The 14324-nt window shown below is 66.6% G+C and carries 15 protein-coding genes; 13 read left to right on the top strand and 2 right to left on the bottom strand.

Features of this window, described 5'->3' with window-relative positions; translation table 11 throughout:
- Positions 1-137 precede the first annotated feature (137 nt).
- From RB628_RS20440 to RB628_RS20405, 8 genes are all read left to right on the top strand, one after another.
- A complete protein-coding gene (locus RB628_RS20440; RefSeq protein ID WP_318321932.1) occupies positions 138-404 on the top strand; it encodes a GntR family transcriptional regulator in 267 nt (88 codons plus the stop codon).
- Between the two features lie 719 nt (positions 405-1123).
- Positions 1124-1441, top strand: a complete 318-nt coding sequence (locus tag RB628_RS20435; RefSeq protein ID WP_318321931.1) for a type VII secretion target — start codon at positions 1124-1126, stop codon at positions 1439-1441.
- Positions 1438-2793, top strand: coding sequence for a hypothetical protein (locus tag RB628_RS20430; protein WP_318321930.1), 1356 nt, complete (start codon positions 1438-1440; stop codon positions 2791-2793). Before RB628_RS20435 ends, RB628_RS20430 begins: the two co-directional genes overlap by 4 nt.
- A 27-nt stretch (positions 2794-2820) precedes the next feature.
- The gene (locus tag RB628_RS20425; RefSeq protein WP_318321929.1) at positions 2821-3483 is read left to right on the top strand and encodes a hypothetical protein; all 663 of its coding nucleotides are present in this window, start codon (positions 2821-2823) and stop codon (positions 3481-3483) included.
- Between the two features lie 18 nt (positions 3484-3501).
- Entirely contained in the window at positions 3502-4188 is a 687-nt protein-coding gene (locus tag RB628_RS20420; protein ID WP_318321928.1) for a hypothetical protein, read from the top strand.
- Positions 4189-4313: 125 nt separating this feature from the next.
- Positions 4314-4889, top strand: coding sequence for a dihydrofolate reductase family protein (locus RB628_RS20415; protein WP_318321927.1), 576 nt, complete (start codon positions 4314-4316; stop codon positions 4887-4889).
- A gap of 90 nt (positions 4890-4979) precedes the next feature.
- Positions 4980-5300 (top strand): hypothetical protein, encoded by a 321-nt coding sequence (locus RB628_RS20410; RefSeq protein ID WP_318321948.1) that lies wholly within the window; start codon positions 4980-4982, stop codon positions 5298-5300.
- Positions 5301-5395: 95 nt separating this feature from the next.
- Complete coding sequence (locus RB628_RS20405) at positions 5396-5905, top strand: GNAT family protein (RefSeq protein WP_318321926.1); 510 nt, start codon at positions 5396-5398, stop codon at positions 5903-5905.
- A 14-nt stretch (positions 5906-5919) separates the two neighbouring features.
- On the opposite strand, the gene RB628_RS20400 is transcribed toward RB628_RS20405, so the two are convergent.
- Entirely contained in the window at positions 5920-6408 is a 489-nt protein-coding gene (locus RB628_RS20400; RefSeq protein WP_318321925.1) for a DinB family protein, read from the bottom strand.
- Between the two features lie 74 nt (positions 6409-6482).
- Here RB628_RS20400 and RB628_RS20395 point away from each other — a divergent pair, with 74 nt between their 5' ends.
- On the top strand, positions 6483-7316 hold the full coding sequence (locus tag RB628_RS20395) for a class I SAM-dependent methyltransferase (protein ID WP_318321924.1): 834 nt from the start codon (positions 6483-6485) through the stop codon (positions 7314-7316).
- Between the two features lie 615 nt (positions 7317-7931).
- On the opposite strand, the gene RB628_RS20390 is transcribed toward RB628_RS20395, so the two are convergent.
- Positions 7932-8288 (bottom strand): DUF192 domain-containing protein, encoded by a 357-nt coding sequence (locus RB628_RS20390; RefSeq protein WP_318321923.1) that lies wholly within the window; start codon positions 8286-8288, stop codon positions 7932-7934.
- A gap of 638 nt (positions 8289-8926) precedes the next feature.
- Here RB628_RS20390 and RB628_RS20385 point away from each other — a divergent pair.
- The 4 genes from RB628_RS20385 to RB628_RS20370 all read left to right on the top strand — a co-directional run bounded on the left by RB628_RS20385 (position 8927) and on the right by RB628_RS20370 (position 14179).
- Entirely contained in the window at positions 8927-9703 is a 777-nt protein-coding gene (locus tag RB628_RS20385; protein ID WP_318321922.1) for an isoprenyl transferase, read from the top strand.
- 392 nt (positions 9704-10095) lie between these two features.
- Positions 10096-11421, top strand: coding sequence for a PhoH family protein (locus RB628_RS20380; RefSeq protein ID WP_318321921.1), 1326 nt, complete (start codon positions 10096-10098; stop codon positions 11419-11421).
- A gap of 440 nt (positions 11422-11861) precedes the next feature.
- Entirely contained in the window at positions 11862-12575 is a 714-nt protein-coding gene (locus RB628_RS20375) for a transglycosylase SLT domain-containing protein (protein ID WP_318321920.1), read from the top strand.
- 176 nt (positions 12576-12751) lie between these two features.
- The gene (locus tag RB628_RS20370) at positions 12752-14179 is read left to right on the top strand and encodes an AI-2E family transporter (protein ID WP_318321919.1); all 1428 of its coding nucleotides are present in this window, start codon (positions 12752-12754) and stop codon (positions 14177-14179) included.
- The last annotated feature ends 145 nt before the right edge of the window (positions 14180-14324 follow it).

Here is a 14324-nt window from a genome sequence, read left to right as displayed (position 1 = left end):
GTTGGTGGGCCACGCCCCCGGACGTTCGCACCGTCGCGGGGGTCTCGTCGTATCGGGACATTAAGCCAACTTGTAAGGTGTTGTCAGGTGACTACAGCTAGCGATATACATCGTCGCAGGTCAAATAGGGTCGAGATATGACTGTCGACCTTGAGGGGCCCGAGCCGCTGTACGAGCAGATCGCCGTCATACTCGGCGCGCGCATCGCGGACGGTACGTACGCTCCCCGCCGTCGGGTTCCGTCCGAGGCGGCCATCTGTGACGAGTTCAACGTGTCGCGCCCGACTGCGCGGGCGGCTCTCCAGCTCCTGATCCAGCGCGGGCTCATCATCACGGTGCGGGGTAAGGGGTCGTTCGTCGTGGAACACCCTTTCGGGGGCGACGATGGTCAGGGTGGGAAGTAAATGTGCTGGCTTGGCTCGCGGACTCCGTTGGTCGCGCGTGGTTGGATGCGCACCCCTGACCTGGCGCGGGTGCAGAGTCAGTAAATGAGTTGAGTCCGCAGCGCGTCCTTGGTCGTTGACCGCTGTACTCGAACCCGGCGTCAGAATCGATTCGCGCGGCACCCTCGGGTTCGGCTTCGAGGAACGTGCAACTGAGTGTCCTTTCGCGCCCGAAAGGTGTTGCGCTCTTTGCACTTCGGTGGTGACTCTGCAGTGACGCAGTCTGCCCGCCGGCGCGTGCGCCGAGCAGATCGGTGCGTTACGCAACGGCTGCGAGTCAGGTGATGCAAAGCTTGGGTGCTTTGGTCGTGCACGTCCCGGTGGTTGACAGGTTTCAACGTGGTGTAACCAGATGTCGATGGATAGCGTTACTTCACTCGAGAGAAGCCTTGCCCCACCGGGAGCAGACCGTGAACCGCTGCCATGTGCCCATCGCTGGAGTGCTTACAGAGACCGCTTCCCTGCTTCTGACTGCTGGTGGCGGTGGTGGCGGTGACTCGAAGGACGACGACAAGATCGCGGGTGCGGACACCGGCGGCACGACGACATCTGCGTCGCCCGCCGGCTCGGCGCAACGCCCCGAGGGTCACGTTGCTCAGCGATGTCACCGACGTCTTCGAAGGCTGGGAGTGCAAGTGATCACGGATCCAGTTGTATGAACGGGGAGAGGTATCGGGCGGATGGCGGAGCGGCTTGCGGTCGACGGAGATGAACTCGGGCGTTTCATGAAGATGCTGAACAGGTCCACGGATTCGCTCAAAGGCGTCCGCAAAGCGCTGTCGGACGCGACGATCACGGGGCTGGGCACGGACGATCTGGACTCCGCGTGTCAGGAGTTCCAGGAGGACTGGAAGTACGGAGCCGAGGAAATCGGAAAGCAGACCGAGGATCTTGCCGAAATCATCGGGAAGAGCAAGGACAGCTACCGCGAGGTCGACAAGGCGCTGGAGGAGGCCTTGAAAAAGGCCAGGGAAGGCAAGGGCGGGGGCAAGAGGTGACCGCTACACCCGGGGTTGAGCCTTCCCCCTACCCGGACTCCCAGGCGCGCAGAAATGGCGATCTTCCGCAGGGCTTGAAGTCCTATCCGCCTCTTCCGAATTCCAATTACCACCACCTGGGATTCAACCCCGTGCCGGGCGACACCGAAACAGTGCGGGGGCTGCACAAAAAGCTCTCCGGTTGCGCCAAGGTGCTCGAAGAGACGCATGAACTGGTCACCAAGCTGATGGACGGCAGCTACTGGAAGGGTGACGCGGCCGTCGCCTTCCGGGAGCAGCTCGACGGTGGTCCGCTGCCCCTGAACTTGAAGAACGCGGCGCGTTCCATCCGCAAGGCGGCTCGGCAACTGGAGAGTTGGGAAGGCGAACTCGACGACTTTCAACGTCGTGCCAAGCGTCTGGAGGAGGACGCGAAGGTAGCCCAGGCTGCGGTGGACCGGGCGAAGGGGCGCGCGACCGAAGCCGGCGACGATCCGGGCCTGGAGGACAAGAAGAGCGCCGATCGCGACGAGGCGAAGAAGGCACTGAGCCGCGCGAACTCGGACGTCGAAGAGGCCGAGGCCGAGCTGGAGAAGATTCGGGACCGGGCCCGGACACTGGCGGAGGAGCACGAGGAAAAGGCGAAGTACCGGGCATCGAAGATCCGTGACGCGACGAAGAAGCTAGCTCCGCATGAGCCTGGGTGGTTCGACGAGGCGCTGGACTGGCTTGGCGACAACCTCCCGGACATCTTGAGTTTTGTGGCGGGCGTCGTTGGCCTGGTAGCGATCATCTTTGCTGGCCCGCTGGGGATCGCGATGGTAACCGCGTTGCTGCTCGCGGCGTCTGTGCTGAGTGCAACGGCGTTGGGAGTTCGCCTCTATTCGAAGCCTGAAGTTTGGGAGTCCTTGAAGGACGGTTTCACCAAGAAGGAGTTCGACGCCGATTTCTGGAGCAATGCGGTCTCCGTGGGCGCTGACGCAATGGGTATGCTCCCGGGGCTAGGTGCAGCAGTTGCCGGGGTCAAAGGGACGGTGAACGCCGTCCGGGTCGGGGGCGAAGTCCTCTCCCTCGGCCAGAAGATGGCCATGTTCGGTACCAGGACGATGGATAGCATGCAGGGAATCGCGCAGTTGGACAACCCGCTTGTCGCGCGGGCGGTGAGAGGCCTCAGCAATCCTGAAGCCGCGGCCAAGGATGTGGCAGTGTCGTCGAGCGCGGTCGGCGTTGGTACCGGTGGCTTCGGCTTGTACAGCAAAGTAGTGGACGCGGACGATAGCGACGTCAAGGACGGGAGCGTTGCAGGTATCGATGGCACGCGTCTCATCCTCGACAACGGTGGCATCCTCGACGTTGTCCGCCATGTCTTCTGACGCTTCCAGATCGGAGAGTTGCAGTCCATGAATCCCACTGACTACCCCATTGCCTGGGAGCATCCAGCTACCCGTAGTGCCTGGACGGCACACATGGTGATGAATGTTGCTGGCTTCATCGGCTGGATTGCAGCTTGGGTCGGCCTGCTGTATGCACTGGTCGTGTTCTTGTCGCCGGGGTTCGTTTTTCTTTTCGTGCTACCTCTCGGATATTGCTTCTATCGAGCCGTAGCTCAGCTGCGCTACTTTTCTCCGGCGTTTCGCATGCGACGCATTCTGCGGACGTACCAATGGCAGGTGCTGCACCATGTTACACATGGGTTGAGTGACCATCCGAATGTCCCCGGCAGACATTATGGTTGGTTTGAGTTTCCTAACCCAGCTCGCCTTGATCAGCTACTTGCCCTTGTTTTCTCTCAGCATCTCCGAACGGAGTGGTGGCACCGTCGGATGGCTCCCCGTGCCAAGCCGGAGCTGAAGTCACAGATTGGTGTCATCTGGTTCGCTGGCGATCCACGCTTCGTCGGCCTTGTCGCTGTGTCCAAACCTGATGAAGCCGTGCCTCGCCGCATGCAAATTCTTGAACAGCGTACGGAGTTCGAAGACGGTCAGAGTTTCACGGACTGGGGTGTTACTCCGGAGGACATCAAACGCGGTCGACGCGTAGGCATTTACCCCACCCATTCTTGATATGTTTCGGAATGCACCGTGAAGACTCCTGCGTTTGTCCTGCACGACTCTGTCAGTGACCCAAAAGCGGAACTCTGGTTTGCTGAATCGGCTGGCTTCACTACCCTCCCCTTCGATGCCTTCCTCTCCGAGCCTGGCTCCCCGGCAGCCGACAACCTGCGTGCTGCAGTCGCCCCCTTCCTCGACTCGGCGCCCGACGAGTTGGTCCGCCGACAGTTCATCGCCAACGTCGCCTCTGGACAACAACTATTGGGGGTCCTCCGTGAGTTAGGTACGGTGCACTGCTCCATCGGCTTGCACCGCGACGACGTGGACGAGACGGGCACGAGCAGCAGCCAGCCGCTGCTCTCCTTCTTCACGATCTCCTGGCGTAATACGGCCGTCGCGCCGCGAGGCGTCACGGCCGCCCGTGCGGTGACATCCAACGTCGGGCACACGGGCATCGAATTCCTCGAACTTCCTTGTGGGCCTGCGACGCTCAGCGAGAGCACGCTGACTCCGTCATCCGACAGCGGTCTTCCACAACAGCCTCTCCTTCAGATCCACGCGCACCTGCCTCATCCTGACTGCAAGCGCATAGCTGTTCTGACGGTCAGTACGACAGCGGTGGCTCGCAGAGCGGAGTATCGCGGAATGGTCCAGCAGATTGCCGAGACAGTCAGCTTTGCGAATCCGCTGGACTTCGCGACGGGCGCTGAACGTTGACGTTGCACCTGCGGCTCCCTGACGCCAACAACACGAAAGTTCGTGTGGCAACAACGCCTCGGGCCAGGCCGGATCAGTACCGTGAATGCCAGTCACAGCCCAGCAATCGGTGAGGTGTGTGTGCCGTGCGGAAAGTCATCCTGATGATGTCCATCTCCCTCGACGGATACTTTGAGGGACCCAACCGCGAGATCGACTGGCACATGGTCGATGAAGAGCTTCACCGGTACTTCAATCGGAAGACCAGGGCCATGGGCGCCTTTCTCAGCGGGCGCCTGACCCACCAACTCATGGCCGACTTCTGGCCCACCGCCGACTCCGACCCCGACAGCACCGCACCCATGGTCGAGTTCGCCGGTATCTGGCGGGACATGCCGAAGTACGTGTACTCCCGGACCCTGGAGCACGCCGACTGGAACACCACCATCGTGCGGGAGGTCGTCCCTGCGGACATTCGGGCTCTCAAAGAGCAGCCCGGCGGGGATCTCGCGGTCAGTGGTGCCGAACTTGCCGCCGAGTTCATGCGGCACGACCTCGTCGACGAGTTTCATCTGTGCGTCCATCCCGTGCTGATCGGACGCGGCAGGCCGCTCTTCCCCGAGGTCGACCGCCTCACCCGGCTCCGGCTCACCGAATCACGTACCTTCGGCAACGGCGTCGTACTCCTGCGGTACGAGCGTGTCAGCAGTGGCGACCTCTGAGTCCCCTGACTGGACTCGGCGCGGCCTCAGTTGGCTAAGGTCACCGGCATGTCATTACGTCTCCGTATGCGTCAAGCACTCCCTGAAGCGATGCGCGCCCGCGACAAGGCCGCGGTGAGCGCCCTGCGCTCGACACTTGGTGCGTTGGACAACGCAGAAGCGGCGCCCGTGGGTGTAGCCGAGCTCCGCGGCGTGGCTCTTGAACAGTCGCCGGTTGGTGCCGGCGCCACCGAAGCAGCGCGGCGCGAGCTGAGCGAGCCCTGTGTCGTCAACGTCGTACGCGCGGAGGTCGCCGAGCGACTGGAGGCCGCAGCGCAGCTGACCGCGCCCGCTCACGCCGACCGGGCCGCGCGGCTCCGCGCGGAGGCCGCCGTACTGCTCCGCTTCCTCGACGATCCCGGCACCGCGTAGGCATCGGCACCGCGTCGCACCTCGCACCCCACATCCTTCCCTCGGTCCCGCTTGCCTTCCCGGCGTTGTCAGTGCTCCCTGCCAGACTCCGCACCATGACGACCGACAGCGTGACCGGCGGCAGACCCGACAACGACGTACAACTCCGCGACGTCGTGGACGCCGACCTGGAGTTCCTGCTCGCGTACGAGCACGACCCCGAAGCCGTCCGGCGGTCGCGGTTCACGCCTCGGCCGCGGGACGCCTTCATGGCGCACTGGAAGTCGAAGATCCTCGGCGACAGCACCGTGTTCGTCCAGATGGTCACCGTGGACACCGAACCCGCCGGAAGCGTCGTCGCCTGGTGGGACAGGGACCCGGACCTCGGTGACCGGCGTTTCATCGGGTACTGGCTCGGGCGGCCGTACTGGGGGAGGGGGGTCGGCAGCGTCGCGCTCGGGCTGTTCCTGCTGCGCGAGACCAACCGGCCTCTCTACGCCGACCCCTTCGCCGAGAACACCGCCTCCGTCCGCCTCCTCGAAAAGCACGGCTTCCGACGCACCGGTACGGTCCGCCACGGCGACAACGAACACATCATGCTGGCCCTGGACTCCGACCTGTCATGACAGCTCATGACAGGTCATGACGGTTCGTACTCCCCCACCGCTCCGTCGATCAGCTCCCGCACGATGTCCATGTGCCCCGCGTGGCGCGCCGTCTCCGCCGTCATACGGACCAGGACCCAGCGCAGCGAGCACTCGTCGTCCCGCCACGTCGGCTTGCCCAGGGTGTCCAGGGGCAGTTCCGTCAGTACGCGGTCGGCGGCGGCGCGGGCGCGGGTGTAGAAGTCGGTGATCCGGGCCCTGGTCTCGTCCGGGCCCGCGGTCATGTCCTCCCCGAGGTAGGGGTCGAACCAGAGAGGCTCCGTCTCCCTGCCGAACGTCTCCACGAACCAGCCGTACTCGACCGACGCCAGATGCTTCACCAGTCCCAGCAGACTCGTGCCCGTCGGTGTCATCGGCCGGCGGAGCTGCTCCTCGTCCAGGCCCTCCAGCTTCCACAGCACCGCGTCCCGCTCCTGGTCCAGCTTCGCGCGCAGCGTCGTCGACTCGTCGTCGGCGTACAGCATGTCCCGCACCACCTCTGCTTCCGTCGTTTGCGGCGGAAACTACCAGCGGCCCCCGACAACTGCCTGCGATCATCATGCTCATGTCCGCGCCCGAGCCCACCCCTCCACACCCCCCCACCCCTCCACGCACCTCTTCTCCTCCCCACACCCCCGCCTTCGAGCAACTCCTCGCCGAAGGCGCCGCCGTCCCCACCGACGGATGGGACTTCTCGTGGTTCGACGGGCGGGCGGCCGAAGCGCGGCCCTCCTGGGGATACGCCCGGGCGATGGGCGAGCGACTGGCCCGCGTGTCCGCCGCGCTCGACGTGCACACCGGCGGTGGTGAGGTCCTCAACACCGCCCCGAAGCTGCCCTCGCTCACCGTCGCCACCGAGGGCTGGCCGCCGAACGTCGCCAAGGCCACCGCCCTGCTCCACCCGCGCGGCGCCGCGGTCGTCGCCGTACCGGACGACGCGCCGTTGCCCTTCGCCGCCGACGCCTTCGACCTGGTTGTGAGCCGGCACCCCGTCTCCCCGCACTGGGCCGAGATCGCCCGCGTCCTGCGACCCGGCGGTACGTACTTCGCCCAGCACGTCGGGCCCTCCAGCGTGTACGAACTCGTCGAGCACTTTCTTGGTCCGCAGCCGGACGAGCAGCGCAGCGCCCGCCACCCCGACCGCGAGCGCGTCGGCGCGGAAGCCGCCGGGTTGGAGATCGTCGACCTGCGGGCGGAGCGGCTGCGGATGGAGTTCTACGACATCGCCGCCGTCGTGCACTTTCTGCGCAAGGTGATCTGGATGGTTCCCGGGTTCACCGTCGACGCCTACCTTCCCCGACTGCGCTCCCTGCACGAGCGGATCGAGGCCGAGGGAGCGTTCGTGGCGCACAGCAGCCGCCATCTCGTCGAGGCTCGCAAGCCGCTCAGCTGATCGGCCCAGGACGTCTTCCCCGCCTCGACCGAGCGGAGGCCCCGCTTCCGCCGCTGGAGTGGAACTGGCGAGTAACCGCCGTTCTGGCCGCCCTGCGCTGCCTCGGCTCAAGCGGTCCACAGCAGTCGACGGCCCGCCCGTCGACGGCCCGGCCAGTCCACAGCAGTCCATCGCCGGTCCACGGTCCGCCCGTTCGCGGCAGTCCATGGCCCGGCCCCGGCCCGTCCGTGACGGTTCTCGGTGCTCCTCAGCGACCCTTGGCGGTCCTCGCTCGCCTCGCCACCGTGCAATTGAGGCAATTCTGGACATCACGTAACTTGCCGTCCGTCGACATCCGGATATTGCTCACCCGCGTCCGAATGTTGGCGAAAACTCGGCGGCGGGGAGTGTGGCCCCTCTCGTCGTGCGCGAGACATGTGTGCGTTTGCCCGAAAAGGCTTCACGAGGTTTCCGCATCGTTATCGCGGACGTTGGCAGGCATGGGTCGGTGTCACGTAACTTTGGGCAAAGGTATTCGCGTGAGCAAAGCGGCGCGGGTGGTACCGCGCAGAGGAGGGGCCTGCGCGGTGCCGTGCCCACCCCTTCGGTGCTCCTGCGAGTCTGTCCCGGCCCTGCTCAGTGGCCCTCCGGTGGCGCGCCCTCGACCCGGATCGTGAGCCGTACGCCCCGCCGCACCCCCCACCTCTCCAGTGCCCCCGCCTCCGCCTCCAGGACCGACCGCACCCAGGGTCGGGGCAGTCCAACTCGGCCCGGCCGCATGGTTCTTACCGCCCGGACCCGCGCCTTTCCGTCCAGATAGGCGACGTCGATCGCGAACCGCATCCTGAACGTGTGCACCGAATTCGCGGGCGTCAGCAACAGCGCGCCCTCGATCCCGTCCCGGCCCAGCAGCCCGCGTCGGCGTGCCCGTCCCGAGTCGGCGAGCTCCAGGGGAATCGGCTCCGGTGTCTTCGGGGTGGTGAAGGTGGCCATGGCTGCGAAGTTAGCGACGGCGTCAAGCGGGCGTTCGCGACCGGGTCGCCCCTGGGAGGGACGCCGCGCCCGGGGCCCCTCCGGTGTCCGCCCGATACCCGAATGGCCCTGGCGCCAATCGAGGGTTTCGCGATGGGGGTGAAACGCGCCGGTTGCCTCCGGATCTCCCCGGATCCTGCGATATTTCCTGGGAATCAGCTGCTTTCCAGCCATGATCCGGCCATGAAAACGCGCTCCCGAGACCATCCACGCGTTGTCGGACGACTTCGGAGAGTAGTTGTTCGGTGCTGATGTGCGCAGCATCACTCACGAAGGGTTATGGTGGAAGCCCCCCCTCGGGCCGGTCCGTCTCCCCCCCCACGGACCGGCCCGTTTTTTGTGTCCGGGCGAAGCCAGCCGGATACCGCCGCTCCCTCATCACCCTTCCCGGGCGCGTCCCCCTTTGCCCTTTCGCGCTCTTCCGCGGCCTGGCGGGCGCAAGGCCCCCGTTCCCCCTGGGCGCAAGAACCCCCGCCGGGCAGCGGTACGCTTCCCTTCCGGGGACCGCCACCCCCGAGGACCGCCATACGGGCAGGGATCGCGCCAGGGATTGCGCTCGGCCGCGCCTGTCCGATCCGTACGGAGGGGCTGACAAACACGTGAACCTGCGCGACAACCTGCGCCGGCTGCTGGTCAGGGTCTACACACGCAGGGTGGAAGGCCACCTCGACCACGACCAGGTGCCCAAGCACATCGGCGTCATCGTGGACGGCAACCGGCGCTGGGCGAAGGCGGCGGGCTCCACCACCGCCCAGGGGCACAGGGCCGGCGCGGACAAGATCGAGGAGTTCCTCGGCTGGTGCTCCGAGACCGACGTCGAGGTCGTCACCCTCTGGCTGCTCTCCACGGACAACCTCACCCGGCCGCAGGAGGAGCTGGCACCGCTTCTCGGGATCATCGAGAACGTCGTGACCTCCCTCGCCGCCGACGGCCGCTGGCGCGTCCACCACGTCGGCAACCTCGATCTGCTCCCGGCGCAGATGCAGACCCAGATCAAGGAAGCCCAGGAGTCCACCGCGCATGTGACCGGCGGGATACTCGTCAACGTCGCCATCGCGTACGGCGGTCGGCAGGAGATCGCCGACGCCGTGCGGTCGATGATGCTCGACGCCCACGACAAGGGCACGTCGCTGGAGGAACTCGCCGAGAACGTCGACATCGACATGATCGGCAAGCACCTCTACACCAGCGACCAGCCCGACCCCGACCTCGTCATCCGTACCAGCGGCGAGCAGCGGCTGTCCGGCTTCATGCTCTGGCAGACGGCCCACTCGGAGTACTACTTCTGCGAGGTCTTCTGGCCGGCCTTCCGCAAGGTCGACTTCCTGCGCGCCCTGCGTGACTACGCGGCCCGCCACCGGCGTTACGGCGGCTGAGCGCTCCGTCGGTCAGGGGCGCCCGTCTGACGGGGCGTACGCCAGATCCGTACCGCCTCGTAGGGGCCTCGTGTTGCCCCTATGGGGTGAAATTCACCCCCTCTGGGGCGGAAGTAACAAGGAGTTCACCAGCGCGCCGCCCTTTGCCGTGGCATGGCCGCGCATGTTCGAGGGCATAAGCCAAGCAGGTCGACACCCGAACCACGGGTGTCGTATCTCAGCGGGCGGCACGGGGCCGTCCGCCCGGGAGGCCCTTTGCACCAGCCCGACCGTGTGGTCACAGCACGGGCGAACAGGCGGAGGGCCGGTTCTCGGCCCGCGCACTGCGGCCGTCGACCGGTCCAGATCTCCTTCGTCGCTCCCCGACCTCATCCGAGGGGGTACGTCCTTCCGTGGTGACCAGCACAAAGCGCCGTATGCCAGACCGGCGCACCTATGTTCTCGACACCAGCGTCCTGCTGGCCGATCCAGGCGCCCTGAACCGCTTCGACGAGCACGAAGTCGTGCTGCCGATCGTCGTGGTCACGGAACTGGAGGCCAAACGGCACCATCCCGAACTCGGCTACTTCGCCCGGCAGGCCCTGCGCATGCTGGACGAGTTCCGCGTCCGGTTCGGCCGTCTCGACGCCCCGATTCCGATCGGGGAGCTGGGGGGGACCGTCCGTGTCGAGCTCAACCACTCGGACCCCAGCGTGCTGCCAAGCGGCTATCGCCTGGGGGACAACGACTCCCGCATCCTCGCGGTCGCCCGAAATCTGCAGGCCGAGGGGTACGACGTAACGGTCGTATCGAAGGACCTGCCGCTCAGGATCAAGGCCTCGTCCGTCGGGCTCCTCGCCGAGGAGTACCGCGCGGAGCTGGCCATCACGGGCTCCTCCGGCTGGACCGGAATGTCCGAACTGACCCTGGCCGGCGAGCAGGTGGACATCCTCTTCGAGGAGGGGCACACCTACGTCCCCGAGGCGGCCGAGCTGCCGGTGCACACCGGTCTGACGATCCAGTCGGAACGCGGCAAGGCCCTGGGACGCGTTACGGCGGAGGGCAACGTCCGCCTCGTACGAGGGGATCGCGAGGTGTTCGGTATCAAGGGGAGGAGCGCCGAGCAGCGGATCGCGCTCGACATCCTCCTCGATCCGGACATCGGGATCGTGTCCATGGGCGGCCGAGCCGGCACCGGCAAGTCGGCGCTCGCGCTGTGCGCCGGCCTGGAGGCCGTGCTGGAGCGGCGGCAGCACCAGAAGGTGATGGTCTTCCGGCCGTTGTACGCGGTGGGCGGGCAGGAGCTCGGCTATCTGCCCGGCTCCGAGTCCGAGAAGATGGGCCCCTGGGCGCAGGCGGTCTTCGACACGCTGTCCGCGGTCACCAGCCGCGAGGTCATCGAGGAGATCACCGCGCGCGGCATGCTCGAAGTGCTGCCCCTCACCCACATCCGCGGCCGGTCGCTCCACGACGCGTTCGTGATCGTGGACGAGGCACAGTCACTGGAGCGGAACGTCCTGCTCACCGTGCTGTCCCGCATCGGCTCCAACTCACGGGTGGTTCTCACCCATGACGTGGCACAACGGGACAATCTGCGGGTCGGCCGGTACGACGGTGTAGTCGCCGTCGTCGAGAAGCTGAAGGGCCACCCGCTCTTCGCGCACGTCACCCTCAACCGGTCCGAGCGTTCCCAGATCGCCGCCCTGGTGACCGAAATGCTGGAGGACGGACACATCTGACCCGGTTGGGCGGATAGAGGCACCCTCTCGGGTAATTGGGCAATTGCGTCCGGTTACCTGAGAGTTGGCGGAAGTGGCGCCGTCCGGCAAAGGTGAAGAGCCTAGCCGGGCGGCGCTTCCGCGTCTGCGGCTTTCCTCAAATCACTGGGGACAAACGAGGTGTGAGCTTTCACACGCAACACAGAATTGCCACCCGGCGTCCGGTTGCGGCAGAGTCTCACTCCTGTCAGGCCCCGCATACGACACATCTGTACCCCCAGTAGTACGGCACCACCGAAGCTCCGCCTTCAACTCCATACCGTCGTCGTATGCCGCCCGTGCACCACGCGGCGCTCCCCGCAAGGGAGTTGCCCACCGGGCCCGTGTCTCCCGTGACCCCGCAGTTGGGAGGCCAGCGTCTTGGGGCAAGATTGCGTCCGCCAGGGTCACCGAAGCGGGCGATGCTGGAAGGAAACCGTGTGAGCCGGATTTCGGTCCGGGGATTCGCAGTGGCCTCGGCCACCGCGGTCACCGCTGTCGGCGCTTTTACCGGTGTGGCCTCGGGCAACACCGAGACCCCGAACGACGCCGAGGCCCTGGCAGGCGACGCGACGCTGCTCACGGACATTCCCGTGGGCTCCCAGGCACAGGTGCAGACCGCGTCCCTGACGCAGCAGGCCGATGTCCAGGCCATCGCCGCCGACGCCACCGCCAAGAAGGACGCCGAAGAGTCTGCCCGCAAGCAGGCGGCCAAGGACGCGGTCGCCAAGCAGAAGGCCGCAGAGAAGGCCGAGGCGGACGCCAAGGCCCGCAAGGAAGCGGCAGAGGCGGCCAGCCGTGCCGCGACGCGCGACCCGTCCAGCTTCGCGATCCAGAGTTCGTACTCTGTCGCGGACGTCCAGGAGATGGCGCGCCAGATCGTCCCGGCGGACCAGTTCCAGTGCTTCAGCAACATCGTGGACCACGAGTCCAGCTGGGACTACACGGCGGACAACCCCACCTCCGACGCGTACGGCCTCATGCAGGCACTCCCGGGTTCCAAGATGTCATCGGCGGGCGCCGACTGGCTGACGAACCCGGCCACCCAGATCAAGTGGGGCCTGAGCTACATGAACGACCGCTACGACAGCCCGTGCGGTGCGTGGAACTTCTGGCAGGCCAACAACTGGTACTGAGCCTTTCTGTTTCTTCCGCGCTCAGTTGTCTCAACTTTTCCGAGCCCCTCACCGTCCTTCGGCGAGGGGCTTCGGCCATGTACGGTCGGAAGCGATCGCAGCTCCTGAGACTTCCGGGACTCCAGGGGAGAGTGGTGGGCAGAGGGAGAGACGGGGGGGGGGGGGGGCGGCGGATCGTGTCGCGAGTGCCGCAGTGGCTCGGCCGGGTCGGTGTCCGGCTGACCGAGATGGGTGAGCGGCTCGACCAGCGCCGCGCCGAGGTGGAGAAGGAGCACGAGGACGACGGGGACTCCCGGCACGCTGTCCGATCCCCGGACACCTCACGGCAGATCGCGCAGACCTCACCCGCGTACGAGGACGACCAGCCTCGCTCCGCCCCCGACGTCCGGCCCGAGCCGGCCTCCGTCGTCCCGTGGGGTGTACGGGTCGCGGCCGAGGCGGGCTGGCGGCTGCTGATCCTCGCGGGCACCCTCTGGGTGCTGATGCGGGTCATCAGCGCCGTCCAGCTCGTCGTCTTCGCCTTCGTGGTGTCGCTGCTCATCACCGCGATGCTCCAGCCCACCGTCGCCCGCCTCATGCGGTGGGGCATGCCGCGCGGGCCGGCGACCGCGCTCACCGCGATTCTCGGGTTCGTCGTGATGGGGCTGATCGGCTGGTTCGTGACCTGGCAGGTCATGGAGAACATCGACAACCTCGCCGACCAGCTCCAGGACGGCATCGACGAGTTTCGCAACTGGCTGCTCAAGAGCCCCTTCCACGTCACCGACAAGCAGATCAACGAGATCGCCGAGAACCTGCGCGAGGCGGTCGGCGCGAACACGGACGAGATCACGTCGGCGGGCCTGGAGGGCGTCACGGTCATCGTCGAGGCGCTGACCGGCATACTGCTGGCGGCCTTCTCGACCCTCTTCCTCCTCTACGACGGCAAGCGCATCTGGGAGTGGACCCTGAGGCTGGTCCCGGCGGCGGCGCGGCCCGGAGTCGCCGGCGCGGGCCCCAGGGCCTGGCGCACGCTGACGGCGTATGTGCGGGGCACGGTGATAGTGGCTTTGATCGACGCCATCTTCATCGGCCTCGGCATCTACTTCCTGGACGTGCCGATGGCCGTCCCGCTGGCCGTGTTCATCTTCCTGTTCTCCTTCATCCCGCTGGTGGGCGCGGTCGCCTCGGGCGCCCTGGCCGTGGTGGTGGCGCTGGTGACGCAGGGCGTCTTCACGGCGGTCCTGGTGGTCCTGGTGGTGCTGGCCGTGCAGCAGATCGAGGGCCATGTCCTGCAGCCGTTCATCCTGGGCCGGGCGGTCCGGGTCCATCCGCTGGCGGTGGTGCTGTCAGTGGCGGCGGGCGGCCTTGTGGCGGGGATCGGCGGCGCGGTGGTCGCCGTACCGCTGGTCGCGGTGACGAACACGGTCGTCGGCTACCTGCACGTGTACTCCCAGGCACACACCCACGAAACGGTGGCGCTACGACATTCTCCGCAGCCGCGCGGAGCCACGGCGGCGGGGGTCGCACTGACGAAGGCTCAGCAGCGGCCCGAACAGGCTGAGCGGCCCGAGCAAGACGAGCGGCCCGAACAGGGTGCGCCGCCGTCCGACCCCTCTTCGTAGGCGGTCGGTCGAGCCTTGGTGGCGGGTGGGTCGGTGTGGTGGTCGCCGGCGGTCGGCTGTGGTGGCGCGTACGGTTGCCGGCGGTCTCGCGGCGGGTGCTGCGGCGTCGGCGAGGCTCGGGGCGGGTTCGAGGTGCCGGGTTGTC

The sequence above is a fragment of the Streptomyces sp. ADMS genome, from assembly GCF_033441795.1.
Taxonomy (GTDB): domain Bacteria; phylum Actinomycetota; class Actinomycetes; order Streptomycetales; family Streptomycetaceae; genus Streptomyces.
This window is presented reverse-complemented; position numbering and strand designations above follow the sequence as displayed.

Bases quoted from the DNA above. Each gene is read 5' to 3' on its own strand.
- RB628_RS20440 (WP_318321932.1), top strand. From the start codon at position 138: ATGACTGTCGACCTTGAGGGGCCCGAGCCGCTGTACGAGCAGATCGCC.
- RB628_RS20435 (WP_318321931.1), top strand. From the start codon at position 1,124: ATGGCGGAGCGGCTTGCGGTCGACGGAGATGAACTCGGGCGTTTCATG.
- RB628_RS20425 (WP_318321929.1), top strand. From the start codon at position 2,821: ATGAATCCCACTGACTACCCCATTGCCTGGGAGCATCCAGCTACCCGT.
- RB628_RS20410 (WP_318321948.1), top strand. From the start codon at position 4,980: ATGCGCGCCCGCGACAAGGCCGCGGTGAGCGCCCTGCGCTCGACACTT.
- RB628_RS20405 (WP_318321926.1), top strand. From the start codon at position 5,396: ATGACGACCGACAGCGTGACCGGCGGCAGACCCGACAACGACGTACAA.
- RB628_RS20400 (WP_318321925.1), bottom strand. From the start codon at position 6,408: ATGCTGTACGCCGACGACGAGTCGACGACGCTGCGCGCGAAGCTGGAC.
- RB628_RS20395 (WP_318321924.1), top strand. From the start codon at position 6,483: ATGCTCATGTCCGCGCCCGAGCCCACCCCTCCACACCCCCCCACCCCT.
- RB628_RS20390 (WP_318321923.1), bottom strand. From the start codon at position 8,288: ATGGCCACCTTCACCACCCCGAAGACACCGGAGCCGATTCCCCTGGAG.
- RB628_RS20375 (WP_318321920.1), top strand. From the start codon at position 11,862: ATGCTGGAAGGAAACCGTGTGAGCCGGATTTCGGTCCGGGGATTCGCA.